Here is a 20059-nt window from a genome sequence, read left to right as displayed (position 1 = left end):
CTAGACTGGGGGGATGGCCCGCCCCGCCGTCTACCTCGACCACGCCGCCACCGCACCCCTGCGTCCGGCCGCGCTCGCGGCGCTCACCGACCAGCTCGCCCGCGGCGGCAACCCCTCCTCGCTGCACGGGCCGGGGCGGGCGGCGCGCGCCGTCGTCGAGCAGGCCCGCGAGGACGTCGCGGCCGCCCTGAACGCGGACCCCGTCGAGGTCGTCCTGACCTCCGGGGGCACCGAGGCCGACAACCTGGCCGTCCAGGGCCTCTACCGCCGCCGGCGCGCCGAGGACCCGCGGCGGCGGCGGATCCTCGTCTCCGCCGTCGAGCACGCCGCCGTGGCCGAGACCGCCGAGTGGCTGGCCGCCCACGAGGGCGCCGAGGCCGTGTGGCTGCCCGTCGACGCGCAGGGGCGGGTGGACCCCGAGCGGGTCCGGGCCGAGATCGCCCGGGACCCGGCCGCCGTGGCGCTGCTCGCGGTGATGTGGGCCAACAACGAGGTCGGCACCGTCCAGCCGGTCGCCGAGCTCGGGCGGCTCGCCGCCGAGGCCGGGGTGCCGTTCCACTGCGACGCCGTCCAGGCCTTCGGCGTCCTGCCCGTCGACGCCCGGCTGCCCGGGCTGACCACGCTCGCGGTCTCGGCGCACAAGATCGGCGGCCCCGTCGGCGCCGGCGCGCTCGTGGCCGGCCGCGGGGTCGGCCTCGAGCCGGTCCTCCACGGCGGCGGGCAGGAGCGCAGGGTGCGCTCCGGGACCCTCGACGCCGCGGCCCTGGCCGGCTTCGGCGCCGCCGCCCGCGAGGCCGCCGCCGAGCGGGAGACCGAGGCGGCCCGGCTCGCCCGGCTCCGCGACCGGCTCGTCGACGGCGTGCTGCGGATCGTGCCGGACGCCGTGCCCCGCGGACCCCGCACCCGCGGTCCCGGCGAGGACCGGCTGCCCGGCCTGGCCCACTTCACCTTCCCGGGCTGCGAGGGCGACTCCCTGCTGTTCCTGCTCGACGGCGCCGGGATCGCCTCCTCGACCGGCTCGGCCTGCCACGCCGGGGTGCCGCGGGCCTCCGCCGTGCTCCTGGCGATGGGCCTCGACGAGACCGCCGCCCGCGGCGCCCAGCGGTTCAGCCTCGGGCGCACCAGCACCGAGGCCGACGTCGACGCGCTGCTCGCGGTGCTGCCCGAGGTGCACGACCGGGCCCTGCGCGCGGGGCTCTCCGGGGCCCCCGGCCCCGGCCGGGAATAGTCCTGCCCCCGGCCCCCGTTGAGGCCACGGACCCCCGCACCCCACCGAAGAACCGGAGGCAAGACCCACCGTGCGCGTACTGGCAGCCATGAGCGGCGGCGTCGACTCGGCCGTGGCGGCGGCCCGCGCCGTCGACGCCGGCCACGACGTCACCGGCGTCCACCTCGCCCTCTCCCGCGCCCCCGGCACCCTGCGCACGGGCTCCCGCGGGTGCTGCACCGTCGAGGACTCCCGCGACGCCTGGCGCGCGGCCGACCTGCTGGGCATCCCCTACTACGTGTGGGACTTCTCCGAGCGCTTCCAGGCCGAGGTCGTCGACGACTTCGTCGCCGAGTACGCCGCCGGGCGCACCCCCAACCCGTGCCTGCGCTGCAACGAGCGGATCAAGTTCGCGGCCCTGCTCGAGAAGGCCCTCGCCCTGGGCTTCGACGCCGTGTGCACCGGCCACTACGCCAAGGTCGTCGAGGGCCCCGGCGGGCACCGCGAGCTGCACCGCGCCGCGGACTGGGCCAAGGACCAGTCCTACGTGCTCGGCGTGCTCACCGCCCAGCAGCTCGAGCACGTGCTGCTGCCGCTGGCCGAGACCCCGTCCAAGGCCGAGGTCCGAGCCGAGGCCGCCCGCCGCGGGCTGTCCGTGGCGAGCAAGCCCGACTCCCACGACATCTGCTTCATCCCCGACGGCGACACCCGCGGGTGGCTGGCCGAGCGGATCCCGCCCGCCGAGGGCGAGATCAAGGACGCCGCGGGCGCCGTCGTGGGCACCCACCCCGGCGCCCACGCCTTCACCGTCGGCCAGCGCAAGGGCCTGCGCATCGGCACCCCCGCCCCCGACGGCCGGCCCCGGTTCGTGCTGGAGATCCGGCCCAAGGACAACGAGGTCGTGGTGGGCCCCAGGGAGGCGCTGGCCGTCGACGAGCTGCGCGGGATCCGCCCCAGCTGGGCCGGGCGTCCCGTGCCCGAGGCCGAGCAGCTGCTGCAGGGCCCGCGCGAGGCGGGGCGCACGTCGTCGTCGTTCCCCGTCCTCGCCCAGGTGCGCGCCCACGGGGACCCGGTCCCCGCGCGCGCCCGGCTGGAGCTGGTCGAGGGCCCGGACACCGAGCCCGTCCCCGAGCTCGTGGTCCGCCTCGACGAGCCGATGAACGGTGTCGCCCCGGGGCAGTCGGTCGTGCTCTACCAGGGGACCCGGGTGCTCGGGCAGGCCACCGTCTCCGCGACCCGGTCCCCGGCCCGCCCGGCCGCCGGCGCGGGCGGGCCCGCCACCGGCCGATAGACTGGCGCCCATGAGCGCACTGCACGACAACGCCCCCGCCGACGTCCGCGCGCACCGCGACTTCGACCCCGAGGCCTCCTCCCTCCACGGCGAGGCCGACCCGGCCGTGCTCGCCGAGCTGCAGGCCATCCGCGGCACCATCGACAACATCGACGCCGCCCTCGTGCACATGCTCGCCGAGCGCTTCCGCGCCACCCAGCGCGTCGGCGTGCTCAAGGCCGCCCACGGCCTGCCCGCCGGCGACCCCGACCGCGAGGCCGCCCAGATCGGCCGCCTGCGCGCCCTCGCGGCCTCCGCCCAGCTCGACCCCGAGTTCGCGGAGAAGTTCCTGAACTTCATCATCAGCGAGGTCATCCGCCACCACGTGGCGATCTCCGAGGACCACCGGCGCCGGGACGACGGCACCCCGTGAGCCGCGGCGAGTCCACCGGCGCCGGCCACGACGGCCCGCCCCGGGTCACCGGCACGGCGCTCGGGGTGCTCCCGGGCACGGACGTGCTCGAGGCGGTCACCCTCCTGCGCGGGGAGCTCGGCGCCCCCCACCTCTCCTTCCTCCCCGTCCTGCCCGACCGCGGCCCGGTGGCCGGGCCCGTGGCGCGCACGGCGGCGGTGCTCGAGGAGCTGCACGCCGACCGGCAGCCGCACGGCTGGCGCGTGTCGGGCACCCCGGGCAAGGACTCCCGGGCGGCGCGCGCGCTGCTGGGCAGCGACGTCAACGTCCTCGCCGACGTCGTCGGCGCCGAGACCGGCCCCGACGACGCCCCCGTGAAGACCCAGCTGCTCGGACCGGTCAGCCTCGCCGCCGAGCTGCACCTGCACGCGGGGGAGCGGGCGGTCAGGGACCACGGGGCACGGCGGGACGTCGCCGCGTCCCTCGCCGCCGGCATCGGCGAGCACGTGCGCGCCGTCGCCGCGGCCGCGGCCGGCCGGGACGTGGTGGTCCAGCTCGACGAGCCGCTGCTGGACCGCGTGCTCGCCGGCAGCCTGCCCACCGCGAGCGGCCTGCGCACGCTGCGGGCGGTGCCCGCCGCCGAGGCCCGCGCGGCGCTGGTCCTCGTCGTGGAGGCGGCCCGGTCCGCGGGCGCCGCCGGCGTCGGCGTGCGCCCCCCGGCCGGGACCGACCCCCGCACCGCCGCCGAGACCGGCGCCGACGCCCTGGTCCTCGACGCGCCCGCCGGCTCCGCCCGCGAGTGGGAGCCCGTCGCGGCCCTCGTGGAGGCCGGGCTCGAGCTGTGGCTGGGCGCCGTGCCGGTGCCCGCGGGCACCGGTGGCGCCCGCGCGGCGGCGGCCGGGCTGTGGCGGTCCTGGCGGGACGTCGGCCTGCCCGCCGCCGCCCTGGACCGGGTGCGGATCACCCCGCGTGCGGAGCTCGGGGCCCTGGACCCGGCCGGGGTGCGGGCGGTCCTCGCCCTCGTCACGGCCACGGCCGAGGCCCTCGCCCGCACGGCGGCCGAGGCGTGAGCCGGGGCGGGGACCCCCGGACCGACACGTTGCGCCCCGGGGTGCGCCACCGCCCGGGAATCGGACACAATGCAGGTGGACCGTGCTCGCGGACCCTGCCGGCGGACCGTTCCGCGGCGCGCCCGCGCAGCCGACCGGTCCACCACCGCGCCCCGGACCTCCCGGGACCGCGGCGGGAGCCCGTCCCCGGTCCGGCCCGCACCACACCAGCGGAGAGGCGATGAACGCGCGAATCCTGGTCGTCGACGACGACGCCGCCCTGTCGGAGATGATCGGGATCGTCCTGACCTCCGAGGGCTTCGAGCCGGTCTTCTGCTACGACGGCGCCACCGCCGTGGAGACCTTCCGGGCGGTGGAGCCCGACCTGCTGCTGCTCGACCTGATGCTCCCGGGCAAGGACGGCATCCAGGTCTGCCGCGAGATCCGCGCCGTCTCCGACGTGCCCGTGGTCATGCTCACCGCCAAGTCCGACACCGTCGACGTCGTGCGCGGTCTCGAGGCCGGCGCCGACGACTACGTCCCCAAGCCCTTCAAGCCCGCCGAGCTCGTCGCCCGCGTCAGGGCCCGCCTGCGGCCCGTCGAGCGCGCCAACGCCGCGGAGCTGCGCATCGGCGACGTCACCATCGACGTCACCGGCCACAGCGTCCGGCGCGGCGACCACGAGATCAACCTCACCCCGCTGGAGTTCGACCTGCTCACCGCGCTCGCCCGCGCCCCGCACCAGGTCTTCTCCCGCGAGATGCTGCTGCGCGACGTCTGGGGCTACCAGCACGCCGCCGACACCCGGCTGGTCAACGTGCACGTGCAGCGCCTGCGCGCCAAGGTCGAGAAGGACCCGGAGAACCCGGAGATCGTCGTGACGGTGCGCGGGGTCGGCTACAAGGCGGGCCCGACCCCCCGATGACCGCACCGGAGGCCGCCCGCACCCGGCGGAGCGCATCCGGTCGCCTGGGCCGGCGGCTGCGCCTGGGCCGGACGCTGGTCGCCCGCCGCTGGCGGCAGTCCCTGCAGTTCCGGGCGCTCGCCGTCGCGCTGTCGCTGACCGCCCTGGCGTTCTTCGTCACCGGCAGCTTCCTGTCCCACCAGATCGCCGACCGCCTCTTCAGCGACCGGCTCGAGCAGGTGCTGGCCGGGGCGAGCGCGGACTTCGAGGACGTCCAGGCCAGCTTCGACGCCTCCGACGCCGCCGACCGCGACGAGCTGCAGGCCCTGGCCGCCTCGACCCTGGGGGCGCTGTCCACCGACGGCTCGGACGCCCAGCGGCGGTGGATCCTCGTGCCGATGGACTACACCAGCGGCCAGGCCCTGATCCCCGCCCAGAGCCAGAGCCCCTGGATGACCTCCAGCACGGTGCCCCCGGAGCTGCAGGAGCGGCTGGCCGCCCAGGACGGCGTGTACTGGCAGCCCGCCTCCGTGCCGATGAGCGAGAACGGGGACGAGGTCCCGGTCATCGTCGTGGGCACCGTCGTGGAGCTGCAGCAGAACGCCCGCTACGGGCTCTACCTCGTCTACGACTTCTCCGACCCGCAGCGCACCCTGGACGCCATGCACGCGGTGCTGCTGCTGTCCGTGGTGGTGCTGCTGCTGCTCGTCGGGGCGATCGTGTGGTACGTGACCCGCGAGGTGGTCCGGCCCGTGACGAGCACCGCCCGGGTCGCCGAGCTGCTGGCCGAGGGCGACCTGGGCGTGCGCATGCCCGTCAGCGGCGCCCACGAGGTCGCCCGCCTGGCCCGCTCCTTCAACCGCATGGCCGACAGCCTGCAGGAGCAGATCGTCCAGCTCGAGCAGCTGTCCTCGATGCAGCAGACCTTCGTCTCCGACGTCTCCCACGAGCTGCGCACCCCGCTGACGACCGTGCGGATGGCCGCGGAGGTGCTCTTCAACGCCCGCGAGGACTTCGACCCCGTCAACCGCCGCTCCGCGGAGCTGCTCTACCACCAGGTCGACCGCTTCGACGCCGGCGCGGCCCGCCTCGAGGTCGCCAACGTGGAGCTGTTCTCCGTGATCCAGGACGTCGTCGAGGCCGCCGCCCCGCTCGCCGTGTCCTCCGGGTCGGTGATCACCGTGCGCTCGGGCCTGACCCGCTGCACGGTCCAGGGCGACCCGCGGCGGCTCGAGCGGATCCTGCGCAACCTCGTGGTCAACGCCCTCGAGCACGGCGAGGGCCGGCCGGTCGAGGTGGTCGTCGCCGAGGCGGACGCGGTGGTGGCCGTCGCGGTGCGCGACCACGGCATCGGCATGACCGAGGAGGAGGCCGAGAAGGTGTTCAACCGCTTCTGGCGCGCCGACCCCGCCCGGGCCCGCACGACCGGCGGCACCGGGCTCGGGCTGGCGATCGCCACCGAGGACACGCGCCTGCACGGCGGGCGCCTCGACGTGTGGGGTGCGCCGGGGGAGGGGGCGTGCTTCCGGCTGACGCTGCCGCGCGTGCAGGGCCGCCGCCTGGGACCGGAGGACCCCAGCCCGCTGCCGCTGCCCCCGGCCGCCGCGGAGCTGCCGGAGCGCGCCGGGACCACCCCGACGGGCACGCTCGTGCTCGTCCCGGGCCCCGCGGAGCCCGCCGGGCCCGGGACGGGACCGGACGGCGCGGCGGCCGGGGACCGTGCCGGGGACCCGCCCGCGGCGGACCCGGTGCCGGCGTCCGGCCCGCAGACCGCTGCGCCCGCCCCGGAGGAGCCCGCCGCCGGCCGGCCCGCACAGGCGCCCGGCGCTGCGCCACCCGGTGGTGCGGCAGCCGGTGGTGCGGGGCCGCAGGCTCCGGTGCGCGCGGACGGTCCCGCGGGGCCGCGGCCGTGACGGCCCGCAGCGGCCGGGCCGCCCGGCGGGCGAGGACCGGGGCCGCGGCGACGGCCCTGGTGCTCGGGGTGGTCGTCACCGGATGCGGCGCCATGCCCCGCTCCGGGCCGGTGCACCGCCACGCGGAGCCCAGCCCCACGGCCACCGAGGCCCGCCCCACCTACCTCGTGGACCCCGCCGGGCCCGTGCCGGGGGCCGGCCCGGAGCAGGTCGTGGAGGGCTTCCTCGCGGCCGGCACCGGGGTCGCCGACGACTACTCGGTGGCCCGCGAGTACCTGACCCCCGAGCTGGCCGCCACCTGGCACCCGGACGCGCGCACGCTCGTGCACCGGGGCGAGCCCTCGCTCGTGCCCCGGCTGGAGGACGGCCAGTACCGGCTCAACGTCGAGGTCTCCGCCGTCGTCGGCGCCACCGGTGTCATGGAGCGCAAGCCCGCCGGCTCCACCGAGGTGCTCGACTTCGAGGTCGTCCAGGTGGACGGGCAGTGGCGGATCGCCGAGGCCCCCGACGCCACGCTGCTGACCCCCTCGGACTTCGAGGACATCTTCGAGCCCCACGAGCTCTACTTCGCCGACCCCGACCTGTCCAACGCGGTGGTCGACCCGCGCTGGTTCCCGGAGCGCACCCCGGTGTCGACGTCGATCGTCCGGGCCCTGCTCAACGGGCCCGCGGCCTACCTGCGCGGCGCCGTGAGCACCTCCTTCCCGACCGGCACGACCCTCGCCGGCTCGGCGGTGCCCGTGCAGGACGGCACGGCGACCGTGGAGCTGAGCGTGCCGGACTTCGACCCGGCCGACCTCGAGGTCAACCGCAGGATGCACGAGCAGCTGCTGCTCAGCCTCGCCCAGCTGGAGTCCGTCGACTCCGTCGAGCTGGTCGTCGACGGCGCCCCCGTCGAGCTCGGCGCCGCACGGGGGGAGCCGGAGCTCGCCGACGAGGTCACCGTCCCCTCCCGCCAGGTCGGGCTGGTCGACCGGCAGCTCGTCTTCTACCAGGGCGGTCAGACGGAGCCCGTCCCGGGCCTGCCCGTCCTCGACGCGCTCCAGCCGTCCCTGCCGGCGATGGACGCGGCCGCCGAGCACTTCGCCGTCGTCGACGGCGCCGACGGCTCGCTGGTCACCCTCGCCCGCGGCGAGCAGCCCGCGGAGCGCTACAGCGGGACGGGCCTGACCCGTCCCAGCTTCGACGAGCACGGCTGGGTGTGGACCGCCGACTCCGCCGGGACGGTCCGGGCCGTGCGGGCCCCGGCCCGCGGCGGGGAGCCCGTGCGGGTCGAGGCGCAGTGGCTCGCGGCGCGCACCGTGACCTCCCTGCGCGTCTCCCGCGGCGGCACCCGTGCGCTCGTGGTCACCCAGCAGGACGGCGTCTCGCAGCTGTGGCTCGCCGGGATCGTGCGCGACGGCGACGGCACGCCCCGCCGGCTCAACGAGCCGTACCGGGTGGCCGCCGACGTCGACGCCGACATCGCCCTGTGGCTGAGCGACCGCGAGTTCGTCGCCGCCCCGCTGGGCGGCGCCGACCCCGTGCGCCCCCGGATCTACGACGTCTCGGGACAGTACGAGGAGCTGCCCGCCATCGGCGGGCTGACCGGGCTCAGCGCCGGCAACGGCCCCTCCGCGGTCTACGCGCTGGCCGACGGCACGCTGCACATGCTCACGGGCAGCGCCTGGGCCCCCCAGGACGACGAGGTGCGCGACCCCGCCTTCGCCGGCTGAACGCCCCGGCCGGGGCCGGCGCGGGACGACGACGGGGCGCGGACCCGCCGCCGGCACCGGACCTCGCGCCGCGGCCGGTGGGCGGGCACGGCCCCGCGGGTCCGTTCCGGTCGGCGCGGTCCCGCCCCGGGCTCGGCGGGACCGGCAGCCCGCGGCCGCGCCCACCGGTCCTCCACAGGCGCGGCGCGCGGGGTGCGCGGTGCGCCGGTGCCGGCGAGGATGGGCCCGTGCCCCCGGACCCCGCCGCCCTCGACCGCACCGCCGCCCGCGCCCTCCGCCGCCTGGCCGAGGCCGCCGAGGTGCTCGTGCCGGTCGAGTGCGCCGTGTGCCGCGCCCCGGGGGTCCCGCTGTGCCGGGGCTGCCGCGCCCGGCTGCGCCGCTCCTGCGCGCGCCCCGCCGAGGTCTCCGCCGCCGCACCCCTGCTGGAGCCCCCGCTGCCGGTCGTGGCCGCGGGGCGCTACGGCCACGAGCTGGCCGCGTGCCTGCTCGCCTTCAAGAACGGCGGGCGCACCGACCTGGGACCCGTGCTCGCGGCCTGCCTGGCCACCGCCCTGCACACGGGCGCCGCACAGTGGGAGGCGCCCGCCGCGGACGGGCGCCCGGTCCTGCTCGTCCCCGTGCCCACCGCGCCGGCGGCCCTGCGCCGGCGCTGGTTCGACCCCGTCGCCGTGCTCCTGGACGAGGCAGGACGCCGCGGGGTGCTGCCCGCCGGCACGGTCGTGGCCCGTGCGCTCCGGAACCGGGAAGCACCGGCGGGACCCGCGCAGAAGCGGCTCGGGGCCGCGGCCCGCCGCACGCGCCCGGCGGGCACGATGCGCGCGGCGGTGGCCGCGGGGCGGCGGTGCGTCGTCGTCGACGACGTCCTCACGACCGGGGCGACGCTGGCCGAGGCCCGGCGCGCGCTGGCCGCCTCCGGGGCGGTGGTCGTGGGCGCGGCGGTGCTCGCGGCGGTGCGCGCACCGGCGGTTCCGCCGACCGCTGATTCGGCTCCCGCCACGCCGCCGGCCGGGTGACCCCCGGGTGTGATTCGACTAACGTTGAGTCACGGGACGCAACACGACCTCCCGGGTGGGCGGCCCGTCCGCCCACGTCACCCCCGAAGAACTGGAGGGCATCATGGAACTGAACGTCATGGGGCGCAACGTCGTCGTACCGGAGCGGTTCAAGGAGTACGCCGCCGAGAAGGTCGTCAAGTTCGAGGAGCTGGGCAACAAGGTCCAGCGCATTGATGTCAAGGTCACCAAGGAGCACGACCTGCCCGGCCACCAGGGCATGGGCGTCGAGATCACCGTGACCGGCCGCGGTCCCGTCCTGCGGGCCGAGGCGCGCAACGACGACAAGTTCGCGGCCTTCGACGAGGCCTACGGCAAGCTGCTGGAGCGGCTGCGCCGCGCCCGGGACCGTCGCAAGGTGCACCGCGGGCAGCACCGCCCCACGGCAGTCCACGAGGCCACCGGCACCCTGCCCGTGGTCCCGAGTTCCGGCCCCATCTACTCCACCCCCGAGGAGCTCGCGGCGGCGGAGACCGCCGCGTTCGACCAGAGCGTCAGCCTCACCGACGCCGTCACCCCCGTCGAGATCCGCCGCAAGCGCTTCCCCGCCGACGAGCTGAGCGTCGACGAGGCCGTGGACCGCATGGAGCTCGTCGGCCACGACTTCTTCCTGTTCGTCGACCGGGAGACCGGCGAACCCTCCGCCGTCTACCGCCGCAAGGGCTGGAGCTACGGCGTGATCAGCCTCAGCCCGGACGGCGAGGAGGCCGAGGAGAGCGTGCGGGCCTACCAGCCCGAGCCCGCGCGCTGACCCTCCCGCACACCCTTCGGCGCCCGGGACGGACCCGGCGCCGGACGAGCCCGGCGGCACGGCCCGCCGGGCTCGTCCGCGCCCGGGGCCCCTCCCGTAGACTGGAGGACGGCGCCGGAACCCCCAACTCTTCCGGTGCGGCCGACGAGACACCGAGGAGCTTGCACGTGGCGTCAATCCTGGAGAAGGTCCTCAGGACCGGGGACAAGAAGGTCCTGTCGAGGCTGCGGTCCTACACGGATGCCGTCAACAGCCTCGAGGACAGCTTCCGGGAGCTCAGCGACGCCGAGCTGCGCGCGGAGACCGACGCGTTCCGCGCGCGCGTGGCCGACGGCGAGTCCCTGGACCGGCTGCTGCCGGAGGCCTTCGCCGTGGTGCGCGAGGCGGCCTCCCGCACCCTCGGCCAGCGCCACTACGACGTCCAGCTCATGGGCGGGGCCGCCCTCCACCTGGGCAACATCGCCGAGATGAAGACCGGTGAGGGCAAGACGCTCGTGGCCACGGCCCCGGCCTACCTCAACGCCCTCACGGGCAAGGGCGTGCACGTGGTGACGGTCAACGACTACCTGGCCGAGTACCAGGCGAACCTCATGGGCCGCGTCTACCGCTTCCTCGGCATGGAGACGGGGGTGATCCTCGCCAACCAGGACCCCGCCACCCGCCGGGCGCAGTACGCGGCGGACATCACCTACGGGACGAACAACGAGTTCGGCTTCGACTACCTGCGCGACAACATGGCGTGGTCCCCGGAGGAGCTCGTCCAGCGCGGGCACCACTTCGCGGTCGTCGACGAGGTCGACTCGATCCTCATCGACGAGGCCCGCACCCCGCTGATCATCTCGGGGCCCGCCTCCGGGGAGGCCAACCGCTGGTACACCGAGTTCGCCCGTCTCGCCCAGCGGCTCGTGCCGGGGACCGACTACGAGGTCGACGAGAAGAAGCGCACCGTCGGCGTGCTCGAGCCCGGGATCGAGAAGGTCGAGGACTGGCTCGGGATCGAGAACCTCTACGAGCCCCAGAACACCCCGCTGATCGGCTTCCTCAACAACGCGATCAAGGCCAAGGAGCTCTTCCGCGCCAACAAGGACTACGTGGTGCTCAAGGGCGAGGTCATGATCGTCGACGAGCACACCGGGCGCATCCTCGCCGGCCGGCGCTACAACGAGGGCATGCACCAGGCCATCGAGGCCAAGGAGCAGGTCGAGATCAAGGCCGAGAACCAGACCCTCGCCACCGTGACCCTCCAGAACTACTTCCGCCTCTACGACAAGCTCGCGGGCATGACCGGCACCGCGGAGACCGAGGCCGCGGAGTTCATGAACACCTACGGGCTCGGCGTCGTGGCGATCCCCACCAACAAGCCCCTGGCCCGCATCGACCGCCCCGACCTGGTCTACAAGAACGAGGTCGCGAAGTTCGCCGCGGTGGTCAAGGACATCGAGGAGCGCCACCGCAAGGGCCAGCCGGTGCTCGTGGGAACGGTCTCGGTCGAGAAGAGCGAGTACCTCTCCAAGCTGCTGGCGCAGCGCGGGGTCCGGCACGAGGTGCTCAACGCGAAGAACCACGCCCGCGAGGCGGCCATCGTCGCCCAGGCCGGGCGCCGGGGCGCCGTGACGGTTGCGACGAACATGGCCGGGCGCGGCACCGACATCATGCTCGGCGGCAACGCCGAGTTCAACGCCGTCGAGCGCATGCGCGAGCGCGGCCTGGACCCGGTGCGCGACGCCGAGGAGTACGAGCGCGTCTGGCCGGAGGTCCTCGCCCGGGCCGAGGAGGAGACGAAGGCCGCCCACGAGGAGGTCGTCGGCCTCGGCGGGCTCTACGTCCTGGGCACCGAGCGCCACGAGTCCCGGCGCATCGACAATCAGCTGCGCGGGCGCTCCGGGCGCCAGGGGGACCCGGGGGAGTCGCGGTTCTACCTCTCCCTCGCCGACGACCTGATGCGCCTGTTCAACGCCGGTGCCGCGCAGCGGCTGATGGCGGGCGCGCCCGACGACACCGCCCTGGAGCACAAGATCGTCTCGCGGGCCATCGCCTCGGCCCAGAGCCAGGTGGAGGGCCGCAACGCCGAGCAGCGCAAGAACGTGCTCAAGTACGACGACGTGCTCAACCGCCAGCGCGAGGCGGTCTACCGGGACCGGCGCCGGGTGCTCGAGGGCGACGACCTGCACGAGCAGATCGCCCAGTTCGTGGAGGAGGTGCTCACCTCGACCGTCCAGGAGCGCACCTCGGCGGGCCACCCCGAGGACTGGGACCTCGAGGACCTGTGGGAGGCCCTGCGCATGGTCTACCCGGTGACCCTCACCGTCGACGAGGTCGTCGAGGAGGCCGGCGGGCGGACCCGGCTCACGGCGGAGTTCCTGCGCGAGCAGATCCTCTCCGACGCGCGGGTCGTCTACGCCCAGCGGGAGGAGGAGGCCGGCAGCGAGGCGATGCGCAACCTCGAGCGCCGCGTGCTGCTGTCGGTGATCGGGCGCAAGTGGCCCGAGCACCTCTACGAGATGGACTACCTCAAGGAGGGCATCGGCCTGCGCGCCATGGCCCAGCGCGACCCGCTCGTGGAGTACCAGCGGGAGGGCTACGCGATGTTCCAGGCGATGATGGAGGCCATCCGCGAGGAGACCGTGAGCACCCTGTTCCGGATGGAGATCCGGCGCCAGCGCGCCGGCGCCGGCGGGGCGGTCGACCTGCAGATCCCGCGCCAGCCGAAGTTCCTGCAGTACTCCGCGCCCGACGAGACGGGCGGCACGGAGACCCACGTGGAGCCGGCCCCCTCCGGCGCGGACGGCGAGCGCCCGGACGGGTCGCCGGGCGCCGAGGCCGCTCCCAACCGCGCCGGCCGGCGCGCCCGTGCCCGGGCCGGCGGCGCCGAGTCCTGACCGGGCGGAGGGTTCCGCTCGACGAGGGCGCCGGCGGGGCCTGAGGGCGGTCCCGGCCGGCGGGATGCCGCCGGGACCTGCGGGGATGCTCCGCAGGGTCGCGGGGGTCGTCGCCGGGATCCGCGGCAGCGTCCCGCGGGGGGCGCGGAGGCCGCCGCAGGACCGCGGGGCGGCCTGCGGTGGCCGGTGGGTGCCCGTCCGTTCGCCCGGGGCCGGCGGCGTCCCGTGCGCCCCGATCGCCCGGGGCTCAGCCGACCTCGAGCTCGGTGACGCACCAGCCTCGGCCGAGGCGCTCGACCCGCAGGGCGACCGCACGGGCCCGCCGCGGCTCGTCGACGACGAGGGCCACCTCGTAGACGCCGGGGCGCACCCGGCAGGCCCGGCACCGGCGCACGTGCGGGTTGCGGTGGAGCTCCTGCAGCTGCGGCTTGTTCTCGAACTGCTCCTGGAGCAGCCGCAGCATCTCGGCGCGCAGCTGGAAGCGCTGCACGATCTCCGGTGTGGTCCAGCGCGCCAGCTGGGCCGCGGGGCGGCTGCCGCCGAGCACCTCGACGGCGGCCTGGCCGATCGAGCGCGCCAGCGCCGCGACGCGGGACTGCTCGTCCCCGGGCCCCGCCGTGACGGTGCGCGCCGCGCCCCAGCGGTAGCCGCCCGGCGCCGTGGGCGGGCCGGACCGGCCGGATGCCGCGGGTGCACGGGCCGGCACGGGCGGCCGCGGGGCCGGGACGGTCGGGGCGGCGGGATCGGAACCTGCGGTGGTGCTCATGGCGTCTCCTGGAACTCGGGCGAAGGGAGGGCAGCGGTTCACGGGGCTCGGCACGGCGGGCCGGCGGGGACCTCGAGCTGCTGGCCGGGCAGCAGGCGGTCGGGGTCGTCGCCGAGGACGGTGCGGTTGAGGGCGTGCCAGCGGGGCCAGGTGCGGGCGACCTCGGCGTCGGTGGCACCGGGGCCGAGCGCGGCCGCGGCGAGGGACCACAGGCTGTCCCCGCGCCGGACCGTGACGAGCCCGTCGACCGTCCGGGCCGCGAGGTCCCCGGCGGCGAGTCCGGGTGCCGGGCGGTCCCGGCCCAGCTGCTCCGGCCCGCGGGCGCCGCCGGCGCCGGGGCTCTCGTGCGGCTGCTGCGGGGCGTCCCCGGCCTGCCGGTCCCACGGGGCGCTCCCGGGCTCCTCGCCCGCACGGGGACCCGGGGCGGCGGGACCGGAACCCGACGGCGGGGCGCCGTCCGGGGACCCGCCCGCCCGGGACCCGCCGGGACCCGGCTCCGGCGGCGGGCCGGTGTCCGGGGGCCCGCCCGGCGGGGGACCGGACGCGCCCTCCGGTGCGGCGGTCCCCGCCGTGCTCCCGGCGGGGGAGTCCGTCCCGGGTCCGGGGGGTGCGGTCTCCCCGGCCGTGCGGCCGGCGGACGGGGTGGGTTCGGGCCAGAACGGGGAGGGCCCGGCGTCCGCCCGGGCGGCCGGGACCACGACCAGCTGCAGCCCCAGCACCGCGACCGCCGCCCGGCGCAGCAGCGCGGGGGAGAGCCGCCGGCACACCCGGCCGGTGCGCTCCCAGCGGCGGTGGTGGGCGAGCACGGCGAGCAGGGCGAGCGCCGCGGCGACCGCCCACGCGAGCACCAGCAGGCACCCTGCCGCGGCCGCCGCCAGGCCCAGGATCGCCCCTGCTCCCCGCGGGCCGTGGGCGGGGCCCGCGCCGAGCAGCACCGCACCGCACCCCGCGAGTCCCGTGCCGAGCACCGGCACCGCGAGCACCGGCCACCAGGGAACCGGTGTCCCGGATGCTCCCGGGCCACGGGCGTGTGCGGGTCCCGTCCGTGCAGGGCGGTCCGTGCCGGTCATCTCGTCCCCCGATCGGGCCGACGGGCGGGAGCGGCGGGTCCACGCGGACCGCTGAGCCGTCGCCGGCGCTGTGATGCTGTTCGATGACGTTTGACGCTGTTTGATGCTCTTTGCGTCGTGGTGCATTGCTACCACCGTCTGCGCCGGGGTGTAAAGACCCGCGGCCGGGTCCGTGGACGGTCCTCGACGGCCGCGTGGCGTGAGCGGCCCCGCGACGCCCGCGGTTCCTGACGTCCACCGGGGCCCGCCCGGCGGGGGCGGCTCCGCGGCGGGGGCGGTCCTTGACGGCCCAGGGGGCCCCGCCTAGCGTGAGCGGCTCCGCGACGGGGTGCGCGGGAACACGACGGACGAGGAGGACCGCGGTGCGCTGGGACGAGCTGTTCGCCGACATGGAGGCCCAGCTGGCCGCCGCCGGTCAGCAGGCGCTCGAGGCGGAGGCCGCGGAGCAGGCCCGGGCCGAGTACTCCCGGGTGCTGCTCGCCGACCGGCTGCGCGCGTGCCACGGGGAGCCCGTGCGGGCCCTGCTGGCGGACGGGGCCCCCGTCGCGGGGCGGGTCGTGTCCCTGGGGGCCGGGTGGGTCCAGCTCGCGGAGCGGGACGTGGAGCACCTCGTACCCCTGGGCGCCCCGGTGTGGTGGGAGCTGCCGGGGCGCCGGTGGGCGCCGGGCGACGACGTGCTCGCCCTGCGCCTGGGCCTCGGCCACGCCCTGCGCACGCTGGCCCGGGCGCGGGCCCGCGTGCGCGTGCGGCTCGCCGGGGCCGGTCCGTCCGGCGTGCTCGACGGCACCCTCGACGCGGTGGGCGCCGACTTCGCCGACCTCGCCCTGCACCCCGGCGAGGACTGGCGACGGCGCGGGAGCGTGCGCGCGGTGCGGAGCCTGCCGTTCGCGGCCCTGGCGTGCGTGTCCTCGACCCCGGGGGACTGAGGGGCCGGCGGCTCAGTCCAGCGAGCCCGCGCGCACGGCCTCGGCTGTGCGTTCGTAACCGCGGGTAATGTACTCCTCGAGCTTGACCTTCTCGACCCGCCACTGCCCGCGGCCGCCGACCTGGATGGCGGGCAGCTCCCCGCTGCGCACGAGCGCCCGGGCCTGCGAGGCCGAGACGTTGAGGATCTCGGCGACGTCCGCCAAGGTCAGGAAGCGCTGCTGCGTCATTCCCCGCCTCCTAGTCCGTGGGTGCACTCCGGCTCCCAGTCTGCCACCGAACGCCCCCGCGGGGGTCCCGTCCACAGCGGCCGCGCCCCTGCACCGCGCGCGGCGGGCGTGCCGCGCGCGGTGGGCGCGGGGCGACGGCGCTGTCCCCAGTTGTGCACCGGCCGGTTCCGGGCCCGGCCGGGTCCGTGCAGAATGTGGGCGACGTGCGCGCCGGGGGTGCGCCGGGAGACGACGGCGGAGCACGGGAGGCGGGCGGCGGATGAGCGCGACGGTCGGGGACACGCACTCGGGAGGCGCCCGGTTCCGGCGGCCCGCCTGGCGGGACCCGAGGCTGCTCACCGGCCTGCTGCTGGTGCTGCTGTCCATCGCCGGGGTCGCGGCGGTCGTGGCCGCCACCAACCGCACGGAGCCCTACTGGGCCGCCGCCCGGGACATCGCGGTGGGCCAGGAGGTCACGGCGGAGGACGTGGTGGCCGTCGACGTGCGGTTGCAGGACTCCGCCGAGCGCTACCTGCCGGCGGCCTCGGCCCCGGACCCCGGCACCGTCGCCGTCCAGCGCATCGCCGGCGGCGAGCTGCTGCCCCGCACCGCGCTGGCCGACGCCGACCGGCTCGACCGCAAGCCGGTGGGCATCGCCGTGGACCACCCGCTGCCCGACGAGGCCGGCCCCGGGTCCCGGGTCGACGTGTGGGTGGCCGACCCGCAGCGGTCCGGGCGCGGCTTCGAGCCCGCCCGGCTGCTGCTGCCCGCCGCCGAGATCGCCTCCGTGGAGGCCGAGCAGACCGCGCTGGGCGCGGGCGGCGGCACGGTCGTGCACGTGCTCGTGGAGGACGGGCCGATGGAGGAGCTCGTGGACGCCCTCGGCAACGACGCCCGGGTCACGCTCGTGTGGAACCCGGCGGGACGGACTTCGTGAGCCTGCCCCTGGTCACCCTGGGCGTGTCCACCTGGCCGCTCGTGGACGGGCTCGAACGGCTGCACGGGCCCGTGACGGTCGTGCGGCGCTGCCTGGACCTCGCCGAGCTGCTCGCCGCCGCCCGGACGGGCCTGGCGCGGGCCGTGCTCGTGGCCGAGGGCGCCGAGGAGCTCACCGCGAGCCTGGCCGAGCAGCTGCGGCTGGGCGGGGCCGTGCTGCTGGTGCTCGAGGGCCACGACGCCCGCCGCCTCGCCGCCCTGGGCGCCGTCGTCGTGCCCGAGGCCGCCGGCCCGGAGGAGACGGCCCGGCTGGTGGAGAAGGCCGTCGCCGACGGTGCGCGGGCCCCCGGGACGGCAGGCTACGCCGAGGTGGGCGCGGCCGCCGGCGCAGGTGCGGTCCCGGACGGGGCGGCGGCCACGGGCGGCGAGGACGCCGCGGAGCCCCCGGCGGCGACCGGTCCGCGCGGCCCCGTCGTGGCGGTGTGGGGCCCCACGGGCGCCCCGGGGCGCACCACGGTGGCCGTCAACCTCGCGGCGGAGCTGGCGCTGGTCGGGCGGGAGACGGTCCTGCTGGACGCCGACACCTACGGCCCGTCGGTCGCGGCCTCGCTGGGCATGCTCGACGAGGCGGCCGGGCTGGCCCAGGCCTGCCGGCTGGCCGAGCAGGGACGCCTCGACGGGGCCGCCCTGCGCCGCACGGTCGCCGACGTGGCGGTCGCCGGGCGCACCCTGGGGGTGCTCACCGGCCTGACCCGCCAGGACCGCTGGCCCGAGCTGCGCTCCGGGGCCGTCGCGACGGTGCTCGGGGCCTCGGCCCGGGAGTACGCCGCCACGGTCGTGGACTGCGGCTTCGCGCTCGAGGCCGACGAGGAGCTCAGCTTCGACACCCTCGCGCCCCGCCGGCACGCCGCGGCCCTGACGGTGCTCGAGCGGGCCGACGTCGTCGTCGCGGTGGGCGCCGCGGACACCGTCGGGATCCCCCGGCTGCTGAAGGCCCTCCCGGAGGCGGTCGCGGCCGCCCCGCAGGCCCGGCTGCTCGTGGTGGTCAACAAGGTGCGCCGGGCGGCCGCGGGGCGCGACCCCGAGCTCGCCGTGCGCGAGGCCTGGGCCCGCTACGGCCCCGGCGGCGCCCCCGAGCTGTTCCTGCCCTGGGACCCCGGCGCGCTCGACGAGGCGCTGCTGGCGGGCGCCGTCCTGGCCGAGAGCGCCCCCGGCGCCCCGGTGCGCGAGGCCCTGCGCGGGGCGGCCGGCCGCGTCCTCGGCGACGGCGACCCGGCGGAGCAGCCCGTGCCGGCGCGCGGGACTACGCTGGGACGGAGGATCCGGGGCCGGCTGCGCCGCTGATCCCGGGGCGGCACCGTGCCGGCCCGCCCGAGCAGAACCGGAGGCGACGTGGCGTTCACCGAACCGCTCAGGCGGAGCGAGGACTTCGGGCCGGGGGACTACGAGTGGCTCCACCTGCTCGTGGGCGACTGGCAGCTCGTCTCCGACCTGGGCTTCGCCGACCTGGTCCTCAGCTTCCCGGTGGACTACATCCCGGCGGCCGGCAGCGGCAACGGCCGCGGCATGCCGGCCCCCGGCAGCGCCTTCGAGGTCCTGGCCCACGTGCGCCCGCTGACCGGCCCCACCGTCTTCCACCAGGACCTCGTGGGGGAGCTGCTGCCGGCGGAGCTGTCCGGGCCGCTGCGCGCGGCGTGGGTCGCCCGCCGCCCGGACACGCTGCGCGCCGGGGCCGGACGCGGTGAGGGCGCCCGCCAGGTCACGGCCGTGCCGCTCGTGCGCAACGGACGCACCCTCGCCGTGCTCACCGTGCACACCCGGCGCCGGGCCGGGGAGGGGGCCACCCGCCAGGAGCTGGTCTACCGGGAGACCGCCGACCTGCTGCTGCGCATGGCCAACGAGGGGCTGTGGCCGGACTTCTCCGCGCCCACGGGCTCGCGCCGCGGCGCCCCCCGCGTCGGGGACGGGGCGATCCGCCTCGACGCCGATGACCGCGTGGTCTACGTCTCGCCCAACGCGGACTCGTCCCTGCGCCGGCTGGGCATCGACGGCGAGCTGGTCGGGGAGCGGCTGATGGACCTCGTCCCGCCCGCGCTGGGGGCGGGGTCCGTCCCGGACGAGACCCTGGCGCCCGTGCTGACCGGCCGGATGCCGTGGCGCACCGAGGTCTCGGGCAGCCGGGCGAGCATCTCGTTCCGCTCCGTGCCCCTGAAGGACCGCTCGAGCCGGTTCGGGGCCCTGCTGCTGTGCCGGGACGTGACCGAGCTGCGCCGGCGCGACCTCGACCTCGTCTCCCAGGAGGCGACCGTGCGGGAGATCCACCACCGGGTGAAGAACAACCTGCAGACCGTCTCGGCCCTGCTCCGGCTCCAGGCCCGGCGGATGACCACCCCCGAGGCCCGGCACGGGCTCGAGCAGGCGATGCGCCGGGTGGCGACCATCGCCCTGGTGCACGAGACCCTCTCGCAGAGCTTCACCCAGAACGTCGACTTCGACGAGCTCATCGAGCGGCAGTTCCGGCTCGCCGCCGAGGTCGCCGCCCCGGAGCAGTCCGTGCGCACCCGCATGATCGGGGAGTTCGGGGAGCTGCCCGCCCGGTTGGCGACCCCGCTGGCGCTGGTGATCAACGAGCTCGTGACCAACGCCGTCGAGCACGGCCTCGGCCGGCGCCCCGGCACGGTCACCCTCGGGGCCCGGCGCACCCCGGGGACGGAGGACGGCGGACCCCGTCTGGAGGTCGTGGTCAGCGACGACGGGGCCGGGATGGGCCGGCCCGCCGTCGAGGAGTCCGGGGCCGCCGCGTTCCGGCAGGCCGGCCCCGGCGAGGGCCTGGGCATGCAGATCGTCCGGACCCTGGTCGCGAGCGAGCTCGACGGCACGATCCGCTGGGCCCCGCGGGAGGGCGGCGGCACCGAGGTGACCGTCTCCGTGCGCCTCGAGGAGCCGTGACGGCAACGGCCGAGGACCGGGACCCCGCGGGGTCCCGGTCCTCGGCCGCCGGC

17 protein-coding genes are annotated in these 20059 nt (G+C 77.1%); 14 read left to right on the top strand and 3 right to left on the bottom strand.

All coding sequences use genetic code 11. The annotated features are described in order from the left end of the window. Positions 1–13 precede the first annotated feature (13 nt). The 10 genes from AS188_RS13115 to secA all read left to right on the top strand — a co-directional run bounded on the left by AS188_RS13115 (position 14) and on the right by secA (position 13152). Positions 14–1228: a cysteine desulfurase family protein gene (locus tag AS188_RS13115; RefSeq protein WP_058859223.1), complete on the top strand. Its 1215-nt coding sequence runs from the start codon at positions 14–16 to the stop codon at positions 1226–1228. 70 nt (positions 1229–1298) lie between these two features. Next, positions 1299–2498, top strand: a complete 1200-nt coding sequence (mnmA, locus tag AS188_RS13110) for a tRNA 2-thiouridine(34) synthase MnmA (RefSeq protein WP_083529453.1) — start codon at positions 1299–1301, stop codon at positions 2496–2498. A gap of 10 nt (positions 2499–2508) precedes the next feature. Continuing rightward, positions 2509–2910 carry a chorismate mutase gene (locus AS188_RS13105; RefSeq protein WP_058859221.1) on the top strand — a complete coding sequence of 134 codons (402 nt, stop codon included), beginning with the start codon at positions 2509–2511 and terminating at the stop codon, positions 2908–2910. Next, on the top strand, positions 2907–3959 hold the full coding sequence (locus tag AS188_RS16970) for a uroporphyrinogen decarboxylase/cobalamine-independent methonine synthase family protein (RefSeq protein WP_147050603.1): 1053 nt from the start codon (positions 2907–2909) through the stop codon (positions 3957–3959). Before AS188_RS13105 ends, AS188_RS16970 begins: the two co-directional genes overlap by 4 nt. A gap of 220 nt (positions 3960–4179) precedes the next feature. Further along, positions 4180–4863: an MtrAB system response regulator MtrA gene (gene mtrA, locus AS188_RS13095; protein ID WP_058859220.1), complete on the top strand. Its 684-nt coding sequence runs from the start codon at positions 4180–4182 to the stop codon at positions 4861–4863. Further along, a complete protein-coding gene (gene mtrB, locus AS188_RS13090; protein WP_236944987.1) occupies positions 4860–6755 on the top strand; it encodes an MtrAB system histidine kinase MtrB in 1896 nt (631 codons plus the stop codon). The genes mtrA and mtrB overlap by 4 nt, the downstream gene beginning before the upstream one ends. After that, positions 6752–8470 carry an LpqB family beta-propeller domain-containing protein gene (locus tag AS188_RS13085; protein ID WP_236944986.1) on the top strand — a complete coding sequence of 573 codons (1719 nt, stop codon included), beginning with the start codon at positions 6752–6754 and terminating at the stop codon, positions 8468–8470. The genes mtrB and AS188_RS13085 overlap by 4 nt, the downstream gene beginning before the upstream one ends. A gap of 227 nt (positions 8471–8697) precedes the next feature. After that, complete coding sequence (locus AS188_RS13080; protein WP_058859219.1) at positions 8698–9483, top strand: ComF family protein; 786 nt, start codon at positions 8698–8700, stop codon at positions 9481–9483. A gap of 103 nt (positions 9484–9586) precedes the next feature. Next, a complete protein-coding gene (gene hpf / locus AS188_RS13075; protein WP_083529594.1) occupies positions 9587–10273 on the top strand; it encodes a ribosome hibernation-promoting factor, HPF/YfiA family in 687 nt (228 codons plus the stop codon). Positions 10274–10440: 167 nt separating this feature from the next. After that, entirely contained in the window at positions 10441–13152 is a 2712-nt protein-coding gene (secA, locus tag AS188_RS13070; protein WP_058859218.1) for a preprotein translocase subunit SecA, read from the top strand. A gap of 247 nt (positions 13153–13399) precedes the next feature. Here the strand turns inward: secA and AS188_RS13065 are convergent, their stop codons facing one another. Further along, the gene (locus AS188_RS13065) at positions 13400–13918 is read right to left on the bottom strand and encodes an Rv3235 family protein (protein WP_147050525.1); all 519 of its coding nucleotides are present in this window, start codon (positions 13916–13918) and stop codon (positions 13400–13402) included. A 38-nt stretch (positions 13919–13956) separates the two neighbouring features. Next, positions 13957–14901 (bottom strand): hypothetical protein, encoded by a 945-nt coding sequence (locus AS188_RS13060; protein WP_058859217.1) that lies wholly within the window; start codon positions 14899–14901, stop codon positions 13957–13959. A 449-nt stretch (positions 14902–15350) separates the two neighbouring features. Here AS188_RS13060 and AS188_RS13055 point away from each other — a divergent pair, with 449 nt between their 5' ends. Next, the gene (locus AS188_RS13055) at positions 15351–15914 is read left to right on the top strand and encodes a hypothetical protein (RefSeq protein WP_058859216.1); all 564 of its coding nucleotides are present in this window, start codon (positions 15351–15353) and stop codon (positions 15912–15914) included. A 12-nt stretch (positions 15915–15926) separates the two neighbouring features. Here AS188_RS13055 and AS188_RS13050 read toward each other — a convergent pair whose 3' ends face one another. Beyond that, entirely contained in the window at positions 15927–16142 is a 216-nt protein-coding gene (locus AS188_RS13050; protein WP_058859215.1) for a helix-turn-helix domain-containing protein, read from the bottom strand. 259 nt (positions 16143–16401) lie between these two features. On the opposite strand from AS188_RS13050, the gene AS188_RS13045 reads away from it, so the two are divergent. From AS188_RS13045 to AS188_RS13035, 3 genes are read left to right on the top strand one after another with little or no spacing between them, the layout of a single operon-like run. Continuing rightward, the gene (locus AS188_RS13045; RefSeq protein ID WP_058859214.1) at positions 16402–17058 is read left to right on the top strand and encodes a hypothetical protein; all 657 of its coding nucleotides are present in this window, start codon (positions 16402–16404) and stop codon (positions 17056–17058) included. Continuing rightward, positions 17055–18401, top strand: coding sequence for a CpaE/TadZ family protein (locus AS188_RS13040; protein WP_112254985.1), 1347 nt, complete (start codon positions 17055–17057; stop codon positions 18399–18401). Before AS188_RS13045 ends, AS188_RS13040 begins: the two co-directional genes overlap by 4 nt. 48 nt (positions 18402–18449) lie before the next feature. Further along, the gene (locus AS188_RS13035; protein ID WP_058859213.1) at positions 18450–20006 is read left to right on the top strand and encodes a sensor histidine kinase; all 1557 of its coding nucleotides are present in this window, start codon (positions 18450–18452) and stop codon (positions 20004–20006) included. Positions 20007–20059 lie beyond the last annotated feature (53 nt).

It is taken from the genome of Kocuria flava, from assembly GCF_001482365.1.
GTDB classification, from domain to species: Bacteria; Actinomycetota; Actinomycetes; order Actinomycetales; family Micrococcaceae; genus Kocuria; species Kocuria flava.
Note: the sequence above shows the minus strand (reverse complement) of the source record. Positions and strands in the feature narration are given on the sequence as shown.

Excerpts from the sequence above, each read along its gene's own strand:
- mtrA (WP_058859220.1), top strand. The coding sequence starts at position 4,180 with ATGAACGCGCGAATCCTGGTCGTCGACGACGACGCCGCCCTGTCGGAG.
- mtrB (WP_236944987.1), top strand. The coding sequence starts at position 4,860 with ATGACCGCACCGGAGGCCGCCCGCACCCGGCGGAGCGCATCCGGTCGC.
- AS188_RS13050 (WP_058859215.1), bottom strand. The coding sequence starts at position 16,142 with ATGACGCAGCAGCGCTTCCTGACCTTGGCGGACGTCGCCGAGATCCTC.
- AS188_RS13105 (WP_058859221.1), top strand. The coding sequence starts at position 2,509 with ATGAGCGCACTGCACGACAACGCCCCCGCCGACGTCCGCGCGCACCGC.
- AS188_RS13115 (WP_058859223.1), top strand. The coding sequence starts at position 14 with ATGGCCCGCCCCGCCGTCTACCTCGACCACGCCGCCACCGCACCCCTG.
- hpf (WP_083529594.1), top strand. The coding sequence starts at position 9,587 with ATGGAACTGAACGTCATGGGGCGCAACGTCGTCGTACCGGAGCGGTTC.
- AS188_RS13065 (WP_147050525.1), bottom strand. The coding sequence starts at position 13,918 with ATGAGCACCACCGCAGGTTCCGATCCCGCCGCCCCGACCGTCCCGGCC.
- AS188_RS13045 (WP_058859214.1), top strand. The coding sequence starts at position 16,402 with ATGAGCGCGACGGTCGGGGACACGCACTCGGGAGGCGCCCGGTTCCGG.